Here is a 19807-nt window from a genome sequence, read left to right on the forward strand (position 1 = left end):
CCTTTATTCTGTTCCTAAGTTTTCGACTACATAATCATATACGGTCCAAATTCCATCTTTAGATGTTAAAAAATATGTAAAGCGCTTTTTTTCTCTAAAATTGGAATATTCAAACCATTCAATCACCTTTACTTCTGCCTGCGTATCGGTATAACCTGTATGTTCTATTTTAAATTCTACAGGAATAACGGCAATATCTTTATCAACTCTTTCTTGACTTAATTCATGTTTGTAAATTTGTATCATTTCCATTCGGCCTGCTTCGGATTCTGCCTTAAATCTGCGGTTTCGTGAAGGATCCCTGCTTATCATTTTCTCCAAGTCCATGTAAAGGAAAAACTGTTCCCACAGTGATTTTTGCCGAGCAGTCAAAAGATAGGCTATGACTTGGTCCGGAGGAATCGGTTTTGTCTGTAAGATTTCACCCGAAGCCTGCGAAACGGGGAGAGAACCTAAGGCAGCTGCAGAAGGTGCCGGTTTTATTTCAAGACTTAGCTTATTCGACAGAATGTGTAATTCCGAATTATCCGAATACCTTTTTAGCTCAGGAAAAAATAGAGCATTTACTAGGAGTATGCCGGGGTCGGTAATTTCAATATAATCTTTGAGGTTTTCTATGAAGGAATAGGTTTCTCCAGGCTCCAAGCTTATCTCTCTAAAGTAAATTTGACGGTTGGTGTTACGCTTGCGCATCCAATCTACCGTGTGTTGTAATTGCCGGTTTTTGCTGTTTATAATCCCAAAATCTATGCTAAAGGAACGGTCATCGGCAAGTTTAAATCTAAAAGTTTCTGAATTATTGTTTGTGATTGATATTTGTATAAAAATAGGCTCAGAGGATCCGGAGCCCGGATAATAAATTCGTCTGTCATAAAATCTTATAGAAACCTCAGCCTTTAAAACAGGAGAGTCCGCATTTTGGGCAAATATAAATAAGGATTGAATAAGGCAAAGAACAATTATAAAATGTTTTTTCACGTCAATTTCCTCCATTTTTAAGTCAAGAAAACCTCTATTCATTATCGGCAGTTTTTTCCTTTTTCATTAGCTTATACACATATTCTACTTGACTATGGTATAATCAATAAGGTATAATAAATAAAACATACTAATGTTTGTTTTAGGTTTTAAAATCTTTAGGATAGTATATAATTTTTTTTTAAAATTAACAATACATATCAATATAAAATAGAGGAAAATATGTCAACTTTACAAGAAAAATCAAAAAAATTAAGTACTCTGAGGCATAGTACTGCCCATGTTATGGCTGAAGCCGTAGTTAATCTATTTCCGGGAACAAAGGTTGCTATCGGGCCGGCTATCGATTACGGATTTTATTATGATTTTGAACTGCCTCGTCCCATAAACAATGATGATTTACCCGCAATCGAAAAAGAAATGCGTAAAATTCTAACTACCCGTTCAAATTTTGAAAAGGAAGTGATAAGCCGGGAAAAGGCTCTTGAAATGTTTAAGGATCAGCCTTTTAAGATTGAACTTATAAAGGGTTTGCCTGCAGACGAAGAGATAAGTATTTATAAGTCAGGTGAATTTACCGACCTTTGCCGGGGCCCCCATGTATGCTCGATGGCCGACATAAATGCTCAAGGTTTTAAACTTATGAAAATAGCCGGAGCATATTGGCGGGGAGATGAAACAAGACCCATGCTTACCCAGAATTTACGGTACGGCTTGGGAAAAGCCCAACGATTTAAAAGAGTATTTGGCTATGCTTGAAGAAGCCGAAAAGAGGGATCACCGAAAGATCGGAAAGGCTATGAATCTATTTCATATAGATGAAGAAAATCCCGGTCAAGTGTTTTGGCATCCTAAAGGCTGGACTCTTTATTTGACCATACAAAATTATGTAAGACAGCGCATAAAGGAAGACGGTTACCTTGAGGTTCATACCCCCTTTGTTATGCCCCGTTCCTTGTGGGAAAGGTCGGGCCATTGGGCTAAGTATAAAGAAAATATGTTTATAACCGAAAGCGAAAAGCGGCTCTTTGCCTTAAAGCCGATGAACTGTCCGGGGCATGTGGAAATATTTAAGCAGGGGATTAAAAGCTACAAGGACTTACCTCTGCGCTTAGCCGAATTCGGTTCCTGTACCCGAAATGAGCCTTCGGGTTCTTTACACGGTATTATGCGTGTCCGCGGTTTTGTTCAAGATGACGCTCATATTTTTTGTACCGAAGAGCAAATTTCTTCCGAGGTTTCAAAATTCTGTGCCTTATTAAAGCGCATGTATGCAGATTTCGGCTTTGCTGAAGATAAAATTCTTGTTAAATTTTCTACGCGCCCAGAGCAGAGGGTAGGGGACGATGCTACATGGGACAGGGCGGAAAAGGCGCTCTCTGATGCTTGTGCAGATGCCGGCCTTGAATATGAAATTGCAGAAGGCGAGGGCGCCTTTTATGGGCCTAAGCTGGAGTTTACTTTAATCGATGCCCTCGGCCGTGAATGGCAGTGCGGTACCATACAGGTAGATTATCAGCTTCCGTCTGCTGAAAGACTAAATGCCGAGTACATAGGAGATGACAACAATAAGCATCATCCTGTAATGCTCCATAGGGCGGTTTTAGGCTCACTGGAAAGGTTTATAGGAATCTTGATAGAAAACTGTGCAGGTATTTTGCCTCCTTGGCTGGCTCCTGTGCAGGCTGTTATCGTTCCCGTAGCTCCCGCCTTTAACGAATACGCTCAAAAGGTTCAAAAAGCCTTGGACGAAAAAGGCTTTAGGGTTATCGCCGACATCGGAACCGATAGAATGAATGCTAAAATCCGAAAACACCAAGAAGAAAAGGTCATCTATCAGCTGATTGTAGGCCAAAGCGAAATGGACAATAATTCCGTTGCGGTCAGAATGAGAAAGGGCGGTCAAAAGGTTATGACCTTAGATGAATTTATCTCATTCTTAAAAGACAAGGTTGATTCTTTTGCTATTGATGCAGAGTGATTATCTTTTTACAGGGGGGTGTAAAACTACCCCTGCTTGAATTATTAAACCGTCTGACCATTTATTGGCAGTATTATCCCATGCATTTGATAGAGGAAAAAAAGTTTTAATCTGAAGGCCGGTTTTCCATCCTGATGTAAAAGTATATTCGGTTTTAAAGCGCAGTGAGGGATAGAAAAAACGGCCTTTTTGCCAAAAGTATTTGTTTATTTCTTTAAGTTCTGCAGCTGTGCTTAAGCCTCCGCTCCCTGATGCTGAAGGATTGATGCCCGGTGCCAGCAAGGCATAGCGGATAAAAAAGGCAAGCCCCCCTCCGATGCTTATCGTACAGGATTTTATGTCAAATCGGGCCATAAAAGGTGTATCCAATAAAAAGCTCATAGCTAGACCGGTTCTGTTTTCTATCTCGCATATATAAGCTTTTTGATTGAGAAGACTATAATAAAAAATCGAAAAATCCAAGGAAGGGACGATGCTAAAATATTTTATCTCCTTATATTCATATTCGGCTCCGAAGTTTAATGCAGTACTGAAAGGTTGGGAAACTCGTTTTTTTAGGCTTGAAAGTATTATTTCCGTGCCGAAATAAAAACCGAAGTCTGATGGAACCTTTGTTAATACTTCTGTTTGATCAGCCTCATTTGTTTCTTCAGTTTTTTGTTCAATTTCTTGTTTTGCTTCCGTTTCTTGAGTATAGATATTAAAACTTAAAAAAATTAAAAGCAATGTGGAAAAAAATAAGTTTGTTTTTTTGATCATAATTTCTCTCCGTTTATTGTCGGGTCCGCCTATCTGTCTTCCGTTTGTTGTAGAATTTTTTCGTTTTCAAGGGTCTTAGGAATATCGCTGTAAATTTCAGGCACAAATGCAGACCTTGGTTTTACCATGTTTTGAATATTTGCATAAGCAAGGTTTATCGTTTTTGCCCTAATCATAGTTTCAGGATTTCTGTTTAAAGCATCCCAAGCTCGTGTAGATTCTCCTAATAAAGATACAGCTCTTCCGTTTTTGTTTGAGTCTCCATTTTGAACCGCAATCCTATTAAGCACTACTGCAAGGTTATTTGAAGTATGCATATAGTCTTCGACAAAGGCTGCGTGATCTACACGGGTTTGAGGGAAGATAATACCTTTTCTGATCCGCTCCGACTCCAATAATTCCATTAGTCTTTCATAATAGGCTTGAGCAGCAAAATAATTGGTATGCTTAAATAATACATTTCCAAAACCGTATAAAAGATTTCTATCATTAGGTTTTTGGCTATAAGCAAGAGTCATAGCTTTCATAGCTTCAGCATAGTTTTCTTTTTGATAATGAATGTATCCAATCCTATATCGAATTGATGGGCTGTCGTTTAACTCCTTTACTGCATTTTCATAGGCATCCAAGGCATCATCGTAATCTCCTGCAATAAAGTAAGAGATATCTCCGTAGTCGGCGTAGAGTTTACCTATAACCGCTGACGGATATATGCTTTTTTGAGATGTGTATGTCTCATATTTAGCCAAGGCATTTGAATAAATTGTTTGCGCTTCATTATATAGTTTGCCTCCTGCTATAAGCTCTCCATAAAGACGCATTGCATCTATCTGCCTGATGGTCCGCTTAGGGGTCATTTTTATGCTGTCTTCGTAGAGATTTATTGCGTTTACAAGGTAATCTTTTGCTGCATTTTCTTTATTATTATGTAAAAAGAAGCGTCCCATATTATAATTAGCTTCAGGACTTTCCGGCCTTTTTTTGATAGCTTTTTCTAAAAGATCCCTCAGGTCATCTATTTTTCCTATTAAATTTTCCGAATCTGTGGTTTTTGGCTCATACCTTTTTTCAAGAAGATAGCCGCTGAGCTCGATAAGGTCTTCATCATCTATTTTTTTGTTTATAAAATAATTTTTTAAGTTTAAAACTTCGGCTAAATTATCTGTACGGATAAAGTAACGCATCATCCTGCCTGAAAAGACCTCTTTATTACCATAGAGGTTTATGAGGCTTGCATAAGTTTTTCGTGCTTCTTCATACTTTTGGGAATCTTCATCTGCCCAATCCAAATATACATCTCCCAATGCTAAAAGAGCACTTTGATCGTTTATGTGATAATCTAAAACACCTCTGCGTAAAATCTTTTCTGCTTTTTCATAATTGCGTAAATCGGTACTCAGCATATCTGCGTATTCGATACCGCCTTGACGGTCATGGTTAAAGTCAAATAAAAGCCGCTCATAAATAGTTTCTGCGGATAGAAACTGCTTTTTTTCACGGAAAGCATTGGCAAATTTAAAGTACCATTTTCGTTTCTTTTTATATGCTCCGGCATCCTCAAAGCGGTTTAATGCCTTTTCATATTGCCCCGATTCAATATTGGCTATTCCTTCTTTGTAAATCCCTTCCGCTACTATCGGTTTGTATATAAACTGCCAGACAAGTACAAAAACCGAAAAAATAAAGCCGAGGACTACCGCTGCTAAAACCGCAGCAGGTAAGATTTTATGCATAAAGCGGTACTTTAAGCTTCTTTTTTCCTTTTCATATTCTTCATATGATTTTTTATCAAAGCCGCGCGGAATAGGAATGGATTTATCTAAAATGCTTTCAAGTTTGCCTACTATACGTCTTAGAGATGCATCGTTGACAATCATATGAACTATTTCCATCTTGTTTAATTCGGAATCGTCTGCATTAACAAGATAGTCTTCAATTTCTATTCTTAAATTTAAAGGAAATGATGAAATTCTGTCTATTAAATGGTCATATTCATCTTCGGAAATGGATAGAGGAATTTTACCTTCGTATTCTTCTTCATTTATTTGCTTTTTTGAATCGAAAAATTTAAAATTCTTATCGGGTGAAAACTGTATAAAACTTTCCGGAACGGAAAAATCATCTATATCTCCGCTCATTTCCGTATTTAATACATTATCATCGATAGCAAAAGCCGTGTGTTCGTCTATATCCGGAATATCAATATCTGTAAAGGTTCTGTTTTGGCTAGCCTCGTCTTGTCCGTTCTGAAAATCGGGTGAAGTTTGTTCGTCTTCGCTGATTTCTGCACTTTCAATCAATGAAGGACTGTCCATTTCATCAAAATTTGAAAGGGGGTCATCTTCGATTGGCCCGTCTTCAAAAGATAGGTCTATGCTGTCCCCTTCATTGTCTTCAAGGGGCTCAATTTCTTCCATATCGGAGAAATCTTCGTTTGAAAGGTCAAATTCTTTATAATTAGGTTCTGAAGCTTGAGAAAGAGAAGTTTTCTCAGTATCCGAATCAACTTGGGAATCTAAATCATCGATTTTAAGGTCATCAAGTTTAAGGTCTTCAAGGCCTGAATCTGCATCATCCCCGATTTCTTCAAGATCTCCCAGATCCCCGGAGGCTTCTAAACTGTCTTGAATTTCCGGATCTGCAATAGTTTCAATATCCGGTTTTGAATTAAGAGTGAAATCGGTATCAAAGTCGGGGAAGGATGTTTCACTGATTTCAGGTTCCTCCCTTGCTTTTTCAACCATGTCGCCAAAACCTGAGAGAAGAGCTTCAGGTACATCGGGAAAATCATCATTTAAGTCTTGGGCTTTATCTTCTGTTGAAGGTTCGTCAATATTGAGATCCGAAAGCATGGATTCAAAGTCTTGGGAGTAATTTTCATTTTCTTCTTTATCATCTAAAGGCTCGATATCGTCATCCAAAGCTTCGGTAAACAAAGATATCTCTTTCGGGTTTTGTGAAATTATTTCTTCAGACTCATCCGTATCGGGCTTCTCTTGTTCAAAATTATCTTCTTCTTTCGGAAAATTATCTGCCGTATCAAACTCTGAAAGGTCATCCGGCCCTTGTTCAGGTGCAGCCTTGCTTTCTTCCGTAAAACCTAATAAGTCATCCACATTTACATCGGGGAGAGGCATTTCTTTAGGCAAAGGAATTTCTTCACGCCTCTCACCCCATTTAGCCGTTATTTCGGGTTCATTCGCTATTTTGAGAAGTTGATCTTTGAATTTTTCAAGCTCTTTTATATTAGGCATTTTGAGCGGGCCTCCCCCCTTATTTTCGGCTTATTTTGATTCAACTTGATTATTATTTTATACCATAAAAGGAGTTTTTTTTCAATGAGTTTTAATGTATTGATCTTATTTAGAAACGAAGTAGGAATGCCGATAATTTTAATATGATGCTGTTAAAATGCCGTTTTTATAGTTTACTTCTCTTGACATAACGGCTTTTTTTTTGCATTATTACAGAATAGTTTAATAGTGTAGTTGGCGGCTAAACCCGCTGATTTAGGGGAAATGTGTGAATTTATCAAAAAGTTATTTACAATCCGTTTCGACGGAAGATCTTTTTCAAATTGCTGAAACACATGGCGTTTTTGTATCGAAAGGTCTTTCTAGGAATCTAATCATAGAAGAGCTGCTTGAGTTGAATGAAGACAGATCTAAGATTACCGATAAGCTTTTTTATGCACAAAACGAAAATTTTACATCTGAGGATGAAGTTTCAGATAAAGAAAATACAGGTTTGGTTGTCTCATACAATACAACCGAAATTCATGTCTTACTCAGAGATCCTATGTGGGCTTTTGCGTTTTGGGATTTTTATAAGCCTGAGTTTATAAACATTATAAGTGATGCAGATTTTGATTCTTTCTTTTTGAGGGTAAATTTGTTTTCTCAAACCGATTTATCGGAAGTATATGACTATTTTGATATTGATGTAAGCGATTCCGATAGGAGCAGATATTTTTATCTTTCATTTGAAGATAGTATAACAAGGGTAGAGCTTTGTTCCCGGACATTGGAAGGTGATGTTTCGATTTTAGCAAAGTCTAATTTTATACAGCTTAAACGGGAAAATATTCCGAGAAACCTGTGTGTACTTGAAAACGATGTAAGTTCTCCGCTCTACCTTTCCGGTCTTTCTGTGTTAAAAAAACATCATTTTAAAAACTATCGTCAGGCTTTTAGAGGAAAAGGGGAGTAGAAGATTGAAAGATTGTAATTTACTTTTTATTTTGGATGCACATCTGCCTTATGTCCGTAATGAGGTTGAAGAAGGATTTGTAGAAGACGAATGGCTTTTTGATGCTTTGTCATATCTATATCTTCCGATTTTAAAAATGTGTTCTAATTTGAAGAAGGATAATATTCCGTTTAAATTGGGTGCGGCTTTTGAACCGGCTTTATGCGATATGCTTGCCGATAAGGTTTTACAGAATAGGTACCGAATTAATATTCAGCGTAAAATAGAATTTGCAAAAAAAGAACTTGAACGTTTTTCTGAATGTGAAAATACAAAAAAACTTATTCAATATAATTTAAAACGTTTTAATGATAATAAAAGAATTTTTGAGGATTGCGGAGGCGATGTGTTAAAACAGTTTGATCTGCTTTCTCAACAAGGTTATATAGAGCTTTTGGCTACCACAGCAACAAATTGTTTTTTGCCGTTTTTTTTAAATATGCCTGAAGCTATTGCTGCACAAGTGGAAATGGGACAAATAAATTACCGTAAACATTTTAGTGCTGTGCCGTCCGGTTTTTGGATTCCGTCTATGGCTTATTTTGAGGGCTTGGATGATATTATAAGAAGCTACGGCTATGATTATACGGTTGTCTCCTCAGAAGCCTTTTTGCTTTGTGATAAGGTACCTCCTGCAGGAGTGTTTTCAGCTGCGGTTTCTAAAAACGGTTTAAAGTTTTTAGCCACTGATCTTTGTGCCTGCCGTTCTATTTATGACGAGGCTGACGGCTTTGCCGAAAATAAAGTTTATATTGATGTAAAAGATGATGTAGGGTTTAAACTATCTGAAGAGTATTTAGCATCCGTTTTTGAGACTTCAAAAGGAAGGCGTGCAATCGGTTTCCGCTACTGGTCAAAGGAAGAAGATACTCCTTATGATATACATAAAGCTCATTCACAAAGTTGGGCAGATGCCGAAGATTATGTGAATTCCCGTACTGAAGCTTTAAGGGCTATAAAAGAAACAAAAACTTGCGAATCTCCTTTTTCTCTTTTGATTATTTCATCCGAGTTTTTTGGAAAAAAATGGTGTGAAGGTTTTATATGGCTTGAAAGAGTCTTTAGGTTAATAAATGATAGTGATTGCTTAAAATCTGTTTTTCCGTCCGCAGCTGTAAATTTGTCCAAACAGCTTTATACAGTTAAACCGTTTTTTTCTTCTTTTTTACCTTCAGGATATGCTGCTGAACTTTTAACAAAAGAAAATGACTGGATGTATAGATATATAATTAAGATTACGGAAAGAATGATAGGATTAGTAGAGATGTTCCCTGAAGACGGCAGTTTAAAAGAGCGTGTTTTAAATGCTGCTGCAAGAGAGGTTCTTCTTTTACAATCTTTATATTGGCCTCTGTATGCAAATGATCCACAGCTTAAAGACTTTGCAGAAAGACGCTTTGTAGAACATGTTAATTCTTTTACGGCAGCCTATGAAGCTCTTGGAGCGGATTCTCCTGATGCAAAATGGCTTTCCAATCGTGAAAATAAATATCCGATTTTTAAAAATATTAATTACCGTATTTTTAGCCGTAAAAAATAAACGCTGCAATAGTTTACATAAATCGACTCTAAGATGAAAATCGGACTCAGTATGTACATTCATAAACGGACACGGATGTCCGTGATTCCACGCTCGCAAGTTTTAGCCGCAGGCTAAAACTTGAAGATGAAAATCGGACACGGATGTCCGATTTTCATCGGTCTTGCATAAAATCTTATAAATGTATAAAATATTCTTATGAGAGCGACAAAGGCGATTATCCATTTGGATAACTTACAATATAATATTAAAGAAATAAAAAAGCGGCTTAACAAGGATGTAAAGCTTTGTCTTCCGGTCAAGGCCGATGCTTACGGACATGGGGCTGTGAGGGTTGCGGTTGCAGCAATAAGGGCAGGGGTTTCTTATTTGGCTGTCGCCTCCATTCAGGAAGCTGTCGAATTAAGAGAGGCCGGTATTGTAGCCCCGATTATTTCTTTAAGTCTTCCCGTGCTTGAAGAAATTCCTGAGCTTTTAAAATACGATATTGAGCCCTTGGTTATAGATGAGGAGTTTATAAACGATTTAAACCGTTTTGCAAAAAAACTGAATAAGAAGGCCGGGGTTCATCTTAAAATAGATACCGGAATGCGAAGGATAGGCTGCTCCCCTATGGAAGCCGTTAAACTTGCGGTACAGATAGACCGTGCCGAAAATCTTGAGCTTAAAGGAGTGTGTACACATTTTGCCGTTTCGGATTCTACCGATGAAAAAAATATTAAATTTACAAAAAAACAGATTTCTGTTTTTAAGGACTCAATAAAAGAAATAAAAAAAGCGGGGATTAATCCCGGATTAATTCATGCCGCAAATTCCGGGGCTGTTCTTCAATATCCCGAAGCCCAGTTCGATATGGTGCGTCCGGGAATCTTGGTTTACGGTTATGCTCCCTCTCCATCGCTAAATAACTTAATAGATTTAAAGCCTGTAATGGAGCTTGTTACACAGGTAGTGCTTATCAAAAAAATTGAAAAGGATACAAGCGTTTCTTATGATAGATGTTGGACAGCCGAAAAAGAAACCTTTGTTGCAACTCTTCCTATAGGCTATGCGGATGGGCTCATGCGTTCCCTTAGCGGATTAAAAGTGAGAATAGGAAAAGATTTTTTTCCTATTATCGGACGCATTTGTATGGATCAATGTATGATAGATATAGGTTCTTCTCCGTGGGTTCAAAGATGGGATGAGGTTTGTATCTTCGGCCCTGTTTCAAAAGAACATCCTAAAAATAATACGGCTCAAGATCTTGCAAAGATTGCCGGAACCATTCCATACGAGCTGACATGCGATATAAACAAAAGAGTTCCGCGTATTTTTATTGATGAAACCATACAATAAATTATTTTGTGCAGGCGGTTTTTATGGTTGTAAAACGTGCGGAAGTTTTAGGTTATTGTTCCGGAGTACGCAGAGCCGTTGATACGGTTCTTAAACTAGCAAAAGAAAACACTGAAAAGAAATTCGGTCTTTATACATTCGGCCCTCTGATTCATAATCCTTCTACAATGCTACTGTTAGAACAAATGGGTGTAAAAATTCTTGACACTGAAAATTTTACAGGAGATGAAGACTATAAAGATTCTGTTATCGTAATAAGGGCTCACGGTATTCCTCCGTCAAAAAAAAGCGAACTGGAAAAAAGCGGGGCTAAGGTGATAGATGCAACATGCTCAAGAGTAAAGGCCAGTCAGGCCCTTGCAAAAAAACATTCTGAAGAAGCCTTTGTTATTTTAGCCGGAGATAAAAACCACGGAGAACTTATAAGCATTGCAGGTTATGCGGAAGGAAAATGCTTAATTGTTCAAAATGCCGAAGAAGCTGCTTTAATAGATTTACCTTCTTTTTTGAGTGTAAACGGGAGTGCCGTTTTAATTGCTCAAACGACGATTAAGGAATCGGAATATGAGGCAATAGCTTCGGCTTTGAAGAAAAGGATTTCCGATTTAAAAGTCTTTAATACGATTTGTCCTGCAACCTACGATAGGCAGGCTGCCTTAAAAAAATTAGCTTATGAAGTTGATGCACTTTTAGTAATCGGCGGAAAAAATTCGGCAAACACAAAAAGACTTTTTCAAACCGCTGTTGACACAAAAAAGCCTTCATGGTTAATCGAAGATGCCTCTGAAATACCGAAAGAGATTTTTTCTTATTCCATGGTTGGTTTAACAGCCGGAGCTTCAACTCCCGATTTTATAATCGATGAGGTAGAAAAAAAATTACTTGAGGGATAAATCTTAATCAAGGATATAAGTATTATACGATTCTTTACAGTTAACTTGCAAGGCCGTTATTAGTGGAAAAGCATAATAATCGGTATCATCTATTTCAAAATAAATTTGCTCATAAGCGTTTAATAGATTATTGATTATAACTTGAAAATAATTTAGATATGTTTCGATTTCTTCTATTGTTCTTCCGCCAAGGTAGCCAATTTCGGGGAATTTTTCTATGTAAACTATTACATAGGCTGATACTTCGTTATTAGAAATTAAACATGAGGACATTTCTTCATCGCAATCGGCTAAAATTTCATTTGAAAATTCTTTTATACATATATCTTTATTGAGCGGGTTTATGCTTTTGTGTGTGTCGGCATAATTAAAGTAAAATATTTTTTTGAATTCTTCTTTTTCTTTTGAATTTAAATTTATAAAAGGTTTTATCTGCATATTTTTAAATTCAGTAGAAGTTTCCTTTGACAAAAAAATATTTTGAGCTTCTTTTTTTAGATCAAAACTATATGACCTGCGGGCTAAAACAAAACCTTCTTTAAGTAAAAATTGAATTAACTCCTCTTTACCGTAAGAACACATAACTTGAAATCTTTTTTTTTCGGATTTTTCTTTTAAGGCTTTTAAAAGCCGGCACCCCAATCCTTTGTTTCTATAGTCTTTATCGATATGGATATTTATATAATCTCTGTATGGATGAAAAGAATTTGTGTAAAGACTGCCTGCTCCGATTATCTTTTTTTTATCGAATAAGCCGATTAAACTTCCTCTTTGGTTGAGATCAGCTTTTTGAAGAAAGTCTTTTACTTCCTTTTGAGAAATAATTTTATCGGTAAGACTAATTGATTTTATACTCATGATTTAAAGAACCTCTTCAACTCCACAGTTTAATATTATATCAAAAATTCTATCTTTTTCTGAATAGTCTATTTTTTGGTTTTGCCAAACTTGAAAATAAAGCTCACGTAAAAAGCTTAAAACTGCAAAGGCTTTTATTTGTAAAAAAGCTTTGTTTTTACTTTCACCTATTTCGGAAAAATATGCATTTAAAACTTCTTTTGCTTCATCGGTGATATTATACCATTCTTTTTTATTTAAGCCTAGAATATTTATATGTTCAAATTGATATAAGTTTAAACCGGAAGTAAGATGTTCGGCATCAATTATTTTTAAGCTTCCCTTTCCTGTTTTAAGCATGTTCCCCGTATTCATGTCTTCAAGGATAATACAGCCTAGGCCTAGGTTTAAATTTTCAATATTTTTTTTAATAATTTTTTTATCATGTTTACCCCTGTATATTTCAAGATAGGGGAGGGCTTCCGCATTTATCATCTCTTCAATTGAAGGATAGCTTTTACCGTCCAAATACATTGAAGAAAAAGAGTTTGAAGATATGTTATTTAAATTTAGATGTGCAAGTTTTTTAAAAAAATCTTTTATCAGATGTCTATCGGTTTTGGTAGGCTGACAACCTTCAAGCCATTCACTTATAAAAATATAGTAATTTTCAGTTTCAATGAGGTTTTTATATTTTAAAATAAAGTCTTCACTGTCATTTAAAGCATTTAAATATTTAATTGAATTTTTAATACTCTCCGTTTTCTGCCGTAATTTTACCGCAAAAGTTTCATTGCTGCCGGTTATTCCCTTAAATAAATCCGTATAAGTATGATCTTTCAGTTGAACCGGTTCAAGGGTTTTAAACTTATCGTTTTTAAGGTGTGAATTGATAAGGTCTTTAATTGTATCGGGTTTAATGTTTTCTTTCATAATTAAAAATACTATTTATGTTTTTTATTTTAATATTCCATAACAAGATATGTTATAATCTTGAATATTCTTTAAGCCGTTTTTCTTGTAAAAATCTATAGGTTTTATTTGCATGTTATTATCCTTTTTATCATTACGGCTTCCCATTTTGCCGGCGGAATATATTCGGTTATAAACGGCAGCTTGTCTTCCTTTTCATCAAGGATTGTAAAGCCGTTTTTTTTATAAAATTCTATTGTCCATTCAAACATTTTAAGAGCTTTCAGTATAAGATATTCCAAACCTATATGTTTTGCTTCTTGTTCAATAAAATTTAAAATGTATTTACCGTATCCTTTCCTTTGTATTTTATGTTTGATGTATATGGCTGAAATAAGCCCATGAGTATTTTTATCTTTAAGTGATATAAATCCGATTGCCTGATTATCTTCATATAGAATATATGTATTTTCGGTTTTTATCATATTTTCAAATGTATCGATTATATCTTGCTCCGGTACATCTCCGAATACCTTATGACTATCGTTATAAATTTCTAAAATAGTTTTTGCATCTTCTATTCCGGCTTTTTCGATTTTGAGCATTTTTGTTTCTCCCATAAAAGGTTTTGTAAACTATTCTAATTATATTTTGATAGGAATTCAAGGGTTTAGATACCGTGTAATCGGTGTTTTTGCCTGGTACCGATTACACGTTTTTTTTGTAAACTATTTGGTTAATTTTTTTAGCTCTGAAAGTTTTTGTTCTGCCATGTCTTGAACTTGTTTGCTGGGATTTTTTTTCATACGAAGATAGTATTCTTTTGCCTTATCGTATTGCTTTAGGGCTTCATAGCATCTGCCTATGTTAAAGATAATTACATAATCTTCATTTGCGAGCTTATCGGCTTTTAACAGCACATTTAAGGCCTCTTTGAATTTTCCTTGATCGATATATGCCAAAGCCAAATAGTTATGTACTTCGATATTTTTAGGATATAGTTTCAATTGGGCTTCACATGTTTTTTTCTGCAGCACTTAGGGTTTGAGGGAGACTTTTTTGAAGCCAAGCTTTATAATACTCGTTTATCGAAATTAGAAAAAAGTGTTCACTTTCTGATGATGGGATTACCTCATTCATGCTCCAAAGCCATTTATGATTTATCTCTTTTCCAAGTTTTAGAACTTCTATAATCTTTTGTGATTGCTTTTCATATTCTCCTATTTCGCCTAAAATATGAATTCTTCCAAAATACATATCCAAGCGGTTTTTACCGAATTTTAATCCTTTTTCCAAATATGACAAGGCTTTATCGACATCTTCTTTTTCATACCAGATATTATTGTTTAAATATCCTGCGATTTTATTTGTTTTTTGATCCACTAATGCCAATGAATTGGTATTGTCCTTCTTATAGGTATCCAATGAATGTGTAGACCTTTGACCTTTAAGCAGATAATAATTAAAATAGGCAATGTAGAGCTCAGGGTTTTTGGGCTCTGCCTTTTCCCATTTGAGCAGGAGGGCCGCAATCCCCTCTACTAAATTTCTTGCTGAGAGCAGATTGTCATATTCGGATTTGTAGTCTGCAAAAATCCGGAATGACACCAATAAAATGAAAAATAATACAATACGTTTTTTCATATATTTTTCCTCCTCGTAATAACTATAGTTATATTGTAACATTGGTTTTATGATCGGTCAATAGTATTTTGTTGATAGTATCCTAAATAGCCTTCCGGATAATTGATAGACCTTCTTACTTGTTCTAAACTAATAACTACGGAGGATTAAATACAGATAAAAGAAAAATTATGCAGATAGATTTTCAGGCAGCGGTAAAAAGCTCATGGCCGTCGGCTCAAGTTTTGATGAAGAAAAGCGGACTATTAAAGATTGGGTTGTTGAAACCTTAGCCTTAGCTTAGCCTAACCCTTGCCTAAAATTCCTTTTTTTTGTATAATGTTAGCCTAGTATGACAACTGAAATAAAAAAATATCAAAACGGAAATTACACGGAATACAGGATAGAGGTTTTCCCCGGCATAATAATAGAACATTATTTTTGCGAAGGAGGGCAGGCATGGAAGCACTATCCCTCTACTCATGCGCCGAAAGAGGATATACTGGTACATCATTGCAGATACGGACGCTATGAAGCTCTGCTTGCAAGCGGCTCCTATCATTCCAGAGGAATGGGAAAGATGACAATATCCTCGTCTTTATCCAATCTTACAGAGTCTGCAATCCCGGCGGAATTATATGAGGGTATATCCGTTATCTTTTCCTATAAAAAATTTACCCCCTGGCTTAAAGCCTTGTTTTCCTCATGCCATGTGGATTTTAAGCTTATGACTTACCAATTAAATCTTTCCCGACAATGGTATTATGCCGATTCGGATAATAAGATGGAAAACATATTTTTAGAACTGTACGATTTATTTGATCAAAATAATCAGCCCCTCATACAATTAAAAATTATGGAACTTATCTATCATGTATCGTCGGAACTTATTTTAATGAGAAAATACGAGGGGCTTATACCTCAAAGCTCCCTTAAGGCTGTAAAAAAGATATGTGCGGCTATGTTAAAAACTTCGGTTCCCATAACGGAGCTGGTTTTACAGTCAAATATAAATTATAACCTTTTTCCAAAAATATTTAAATCGGTTTATGGAACCTCTCCCAGCCTTTACAGACAAGAATATAAAATGAATAAGGCTGCCTCTCTTTTGAAAAATACCGATAGAACCGTCTTGGATATAGCCCTTGAGCAGGGCTATGAAAACCCGGGTTAATTCGCTGCTGCCTTTAAAAAAATGATGGGGCTTACCCCGCAGGAATTTAGGAGATTGGAAGCCCCTATCCGGCTTGATAAATTACATAATTAAAAAATTTTCAATCATTTAAGAAAAACGGATTATTCTGCAAAATTCGGATTAGACAACTTCTTTTTATTCCCCTAAAATAAGTTAGCAATAACTAACTTACAAGTTATAAAAAGGAGTAACATAATGAAAAAATTAGTAATGGGAGCCGGAATATTAATGTTATTTGCCGCAGCTGTATTTATAACCGCCTGCAGCGATAGGTCAGCTGACAGCGTGCAAAACAAAAAAGAACAGCGGCTGGTGTTAGGGGCTCATGCCGATTTTAAAGGCAACCAAGAAGCAGGTACCCTTGTCTTTGATAGCCTCACGGTCTTAGATTCGGAGGGAAAGGTGCAGCCGGCTGCAGTTGAAAGCTGGACGGTAAATAAGGAGAGTACCGAATTTGTACTCCATTTGCGGAAAGGCCTGAGCTATTCGGACGGTACGGCAGCAAGCGCCGAGGATTTAAAAAAATCGATTGAGGTCTTAGGCAAGACGCAGTTTAGAAGCTATATGTCAAAGTTAGATCACATTGATATTATAGACAAAACTTCCGTAAAGGTGGTAATGAAATCTCCCTTTCTTTTTCTCGTAGATGAACTTGAAAAAATTCAGCTCATTCCCGCAAGATGCTTGCAGGAGGACGGCACCATTACCGAGTACATCGGCTCAGGCCCTTACCTTTTAAAAGAGTACGAAAAAGATGTAAAAGCGGTGCTGGTTAAAAATCCCAACTATTGGGATAAAAAACCGTACAAGATGGAAACGCTTATTTGGCAGGTAATACCCGACGGCGATGCCCGTAAGTTAGCTTTGCAGTCCGGGCAGGTGGATGTTATCGGTATTACGGAGCATTATGCAGGCAGCATTCCTCTTTCGGTAAGCTATGAGCTGAGCAGCTCAAAAGAGTTTACACAATTATTGCAAGATCCTAAATCATACCCTATTGTGTTCAGTATGGGCTTAAACTATAAAAAAGACTTTTTAAAAGATAAGGAGCTGCGCCATGCTTTGCAGTATGTTATAAATAAAGATGCCTTGACAAAGGAGCTCTTTTTCGGACAAGCAGATCCTTGCGGTTATCTTTTTAATCCCTCTTTTGATGACGGGCCTAAAAACCAAAAGCCCTTTGTCTATGATCTTCAAAAAGCAAAAGATATACTAACAAAGGCAGGCTATACATGGAATAAGGGAGCTCTTACAAAGGACGGTAAAAAAGTTTCCCTTACCTATGTTTCTTCAACCGCTCCTCAGCGAAAAGACATCGCCGTTTTTGTTCAAAATGCTTTAAAAGAAATAGGTATTGAAGTAACTATCGAAGCTGTAAATGGGCCTATCGTCGTTGAAAAAATGAAACAAGGAGCATGGGACATCGGTTTTACCGTTTCGTGGTTTGAACCCTTAATAAGTTCATTAAAGTCCGGAGGGCTTCACTCAAACTACAATGGCTCAGGTCTCAGTTTCGGTATTACGCCTGAAGCAATTAAAACTGCCGAAACAATATTGGATGCAGCCGATTTACAAACCTTTAAAACGGCAGTTAATAAATACTGGGACATTCAATGGGAAGAGTATCCCTTTATTCCGCTCTATACACAAACACGCAGGGCCTTTTATAAAAAGGATTTAAGCGGTTTTAACTTTTCAAAAAGCGTGTATAAAATAGATTTATCAAACGTCCAATGGGATAAATAAGGGTGAGGACGTTTTTACTAAAAAGATTGGTTATCATTATCCCGTACTTATTGGCAATTACGGCTCTTTCTTTCTCCGTGGTGTATTTTGCACCCGGGGAAAGTACGGCTATGATCATATTAAAATATAAGACGGATACATTTATAACCGAAGAACAGGCAGAACAGTATGCAGCCGAGCATAATTTAAACCTTCCCTTTAAAGAAGCCTATTTCAACTGGTTAAAAGGCATAATCCGCGGCGATTTAGGAAAGAGCCTTATTACCGGCTACAGTGTGGTAAGCGAAATTAAGACAAGTTTTTTAAAAACGCTTATATTGGCTTTTATCGCATTGCTTACGCAAGTTTGCATTAGTTTTCCGCTCGGCATGTATGCTGCATGGAAAGCTAAGCCTTCTCTCAATAAGCTTACGGAAATGTGGGGAATATGTTCGATGAGTATTCCCTCCTTTTGGCTTGCCTTACTGGTAGTATGGATATGCGCTGCAAAACTAAAACTGCATTTTGTAATAGGCTACCACGGAATAAAAAGTTTACTCATACCCGGCGTTTTACTCGGTATAATGGGTTCGGGTTATTTTATGCGGATAGTAAAAACTAAGACCGCCTTGATATTGCAGGAAGGCTACATCGAATTGGCAAGGGCGCAGGGCTTGTCCCCGCGAAAAATCCTATTCGGCCATGTGCTGAAAAATATTTCCGCTCCTTGTGTTGCTATTCTGGCAATCGATATCATCGCTTTATTAGGAGGATCGGTATTAATCGAAAAAATATTTTCGATACCCGGATTCGGTCTTTTAATGTTTAATGCCTCAGGCGATAAAGACTATATTATGCTGTCGGGCGGAATTTTATTTATAGGCACGCTGGTGCTTACGATAAACCTTCTTGCGGATATGTATTATATAAAAATGGATAGGAGGGCAGCCCATGAGCTATATGCAAAATAAAAACTTGCGGTTCTGGTTGTCCGTATCTCTTTTGATCTTAGTTATTATGGGTATTCTTACCTTGTGTTTTGAGCCGAATGCATCTAACCCCGATATACAATTTCAAAGCCCCTCGCTTAAACACATTTTCGGAACGGATCAATTCGGCCGAGATGTTTTTTTAAGGAGCGTGCAAGGTTTTATTTCCGTTTTCCTTTTGGCGGCTGCTATTTTTGCCCTTTCATTTATGATCGCCCTTTATGCGGGATCCGTCTTGGCTTATTACGGCGGACTTGCAGATGAAGCGTTTTTTCATATCAGTAATTTTTTGCTCTGTTTTCCCGTTATGATAGCCCTTGTTATTTTGGCTGCCGTATTCGGTGCAAAAACTCAAACAATGGTTATAACAGTGATAATTATGAGTTCTTTTTCATTGATACGTTTAATACGGGCCGAAATTATAGTGTTTAAAAACAACGATTTTATTTTAAACCTGAAAATACTCGGCGCAAGCGATAACCGTATTATCTTTTATCATTTAATACCGCAAAGTTTTAAGCTGATGCTGCCGCAAACCGGAATGATTTTAGGACATATCATCTTATCAATATCGGCGTATTCGTTTTTAGGCTTCGGGGTAAAGCCTCCCCATGCCGATATCGGTCTTATCATGCAGGAATCCATACGCTACATGAATATTGCGCCTTGGACGGTGCTCTGTCCGGGCTTACTGCAATTTGCCGTCATTCTTTGCTTTACCCAATTATCCGAAGCGTTTAGAACGGCAGGAGAAAAACGGAGAGCAAAACATCTTGTTTTGTAAATTGG

16 protein-coding genes and 2 pseudogenes are annotated in these 19807 nt (G+C 36.7%); 10 read left to right on the forward strand and 8 right to left on the reverse strand.

Annotated features, from left to right (window positions below; translation table 11 throughout):
• Positions 1 to 3 precede the first annotated feature (3 nt).
• A complete protein-coding gene (locus E4N78_RS03730; RefSeq protein ID WP_370645027.1) occupies positions 4 to 945 on the reverse strand; it encodes a hypothetical protein in 942 nt (313 codons plus the stop codon).
• A gap of 255 nt (positions 946 to 1200) precedes the next feature.
• On the opposite strand from E4N78_RS03730, the pseudogene thrS reads away from it, so the two are divergent.
• Positions 1201 to 2959 (forward strand): annotated as a pseudogene (thrS, locus tag E4N78_RS03735) (threonine--tRNA ligase).
• Here thrS and E4N78_RS03740 read toward each other — a convergent pair.
• The gene (locus E4N78_RS03740) at positions 2960 to 3718 is read right to left on the reverse strand and encodes a hypothetical protein (RefSeq protein WP_255811725.1); all 759 of its coding nucleotides are present in this window, start codon (positions 3716 to 3718) and stop codon (positions 2960 to 2962) included.
• A gap of 29 nt (positions 3719 to 3747) precedes the next feature.
• Entirely contained in the window at positions 3748 to 6972 is a 3225-nt protein-coding gene (gene flcA, locus E4N78_RS03745; protein ID WP_255811726.1) for a periplasmic flagellar collar protein FlcA, read from the reverse strand.
• Between the two features lie 268 nt (positions 6973 to 7240).
• Here flcA and E4N78_RS03750 point away from each other — a divergent pair, with 268 nt between their 5' ends.
• The 4 genes from E4N78_RS03750 (at position 7241) to ispH (ending at position 11737) form a co-directional block, all read left to right on the forward strand.
• On the forward strand, positions 7241 to 7927 hold the full coding sequence (locus tag E4N78_RS03750; protein WP_255811727.1) for a DUF4912 domain-containing protein: 687 nt from the start codon (positions 7241 to 7243) through the stop codon (positions 7925 to 7927).
• A gap of 4 nt (positions 7928 to 7931) precedes the next feature.
• Positions 7932 to 9506, forward strand: a complete 1575-nt coding sequence (locus E4N78_RS03755) for a glycoside hydrolase family 57 protein (protein ID WP_255811728.1) — start codon at positions 7932 to 7934, stop codon at positions 9504 to 9506.
• A 198-nt stretch (positions 9507 to 9704) separates the two neighbouring features.
• Positions 9705 to 10844, forward strand: a complete 1140-nt coding sequence (gene alr, locus E4N78_RS03760) for an alanine racemase (protein WP_255811729.1) — start codon at positions 9705 to 9707, stop codon at positions 10842 to 10844.
• A gap of 23 nt (positions 10845 to 10867) precedes the next feature.
• Entirely contained in the window at positions 10868 to 11737 is an 870-nt protein-coding gene (gene ispH, locus E4N78_RS03765; RefSeq protein WP_255811730.1) for a 4-hydroxy-3-methylbut-2-enyl diphosphate reductase, read from the forward strand.
• A 3-nt stretch (positions 11738 to 11740) separates the two neighbouring features.
• Here the strand turns inward: ispH and E4N78_RS03770 are convergent, their stop codons facing one another.
• The 5 genes from E4N78_RS03770 to E4N78_RS03790 form a co-directional block, all read right to left on the reverse strand.
• On the reverse strand, positions 11741 to 12595 hold the full coding sequence (locus tag E4N78_RS03770) for a GNAT family N-acetyltransferase (protein WP_255811731.1): 855 nt from the start codon (positions 12593 to 12595) through the stop codon (positions 11741 to 11743).
• 3 nt (positions 12596 to 12598) lie between these two features.
• Positions 12599 to 13507 carry a hypothetical protein gene (locus tag E4N78_RS03775; protein ID WP_255811732.1) on the reverse strand — a complete coding sequence of 303 codons (909 nt, stop codon included), beginning with the start codon at positions 13505 to 13507 and terminating at the stop codon, positions 12599 to 12601.
• A 104-nt stretch (positions 13508 to 13611) separates the two neighbouring features.
• Positions 13612 to 14091, reverse strand: coding sequence for a GNAT family N-acetyltransferase (locus tag E4N78_RS03780; RefSeq protein WP_255811733.1), 480 nt, complete (start codon positions 14089 to 14091; stop codon positions 13612 to 13614).
• A gap of 123 nt (positions 14092 to 14214) precedes the next feature.
• The gene (locus E4N78_RS03785) at positions 14215 to 14493 is read right to left on the reverse strand and encodes a tetratricopeptide repeat protein (RefSeq protein WP_255811734.1); all 279 of its coding nucleotides are present in this window, start codon (positions 14491 to 14493) and stop codon (positions 14215 to 14217) included.
• A 7-nt stretch (positions 14494 to 14500) separates the two neighbouring features.
• On the reverse strand, positions 14501 to 15130 hold the full coding sequence (locus tag E4N78_RS03790) for a hypothetical protein (RefSeq protein WP_255811735.1): 630 nt from the start codon (positions 15128 to 15130) through the stop codon (positions 14501 to 14503).
• A 160-nt stretch (positions 15131 to 15290) separates the two neighbouring features.
• Between E4N78_RS03790 and E4N78_RS13910 the strand changes: the two are divergent.
• The 5 genes and pseudogenes from E4N78_RS13910 to E4N78_RS03810 form a co-directional block, all read left to right on the forward strand.
• Positions 15291 to 15413 (forward strand): annotated as a pseudogene (locus tag E4N78_RS13910) (PD-(D/E)XK nuclease domain-containing protein); the annotation flags it as partial.
• 48 nt (positions 15414 to 15461) lie between these two features.
• Positions 15462 to 16283: a helix-turn-helix domain-containing protein gene (locus E4N78_RS03795; RefSeq protein ID WP_255811736.1), complete on the forward strand. Its 822-nt coding sequence runs from the start codon at positions 15462 to 15464 to the stop codon at positions 16281 to 16283.
• A gap of 216 nt (positions 16284 to 16499) precedes the next feature.
• The gene (locus tag E4N78_RS03800; RefSeq protein WP_255811737.1) at positions 16500 to 18050 is read left to right on the forward strand and encodes an ABC transporter substrate-binding protein; all 1551 of its coding nucleotides are present in this window, start codon (positions 16500 to 16502) and stop codon (positions 18048 to 18050) included.
• A 110-nt stretch (positions 18051 to 18160) separates the two neighbouring features.
• Positions 18161 to 19000: an ABC transporter permease gene (locus E4N78_RS03805; protein WP_255811738.1), complete on the forward strand. Its 840-nt coding sequence runs from the start codon at positions 18161 to 18163 to the stop codon at positions 18998 to 19000.
• A complete protein-coding gene (locus tag E4N78_RS03810) occupies positions 18981 to 19802 on the forward strand; it encodes an ABC transporter permease (protein ID WP_255811739.1) in 822 nt (273 codons plus the stop codon). Before E4N78_RS03805 ends, E4N78_RS03810 begins: the two co-directional genes overlap by 20 nt.
• Positions 19803 to 19807 lie beyond the last annotated feature (5 nt).

It is taken from the genome of Treponema denticola (genome assembly GCF_024400535.1).
In the GTDB taxonomy this organism is placed as follows: domain Bacteria; phylum Spirochaetota; class Spirochaetia; order Treponematales; family Treponemataceae; genus Treponema_B; species Treponema_B denticola_C.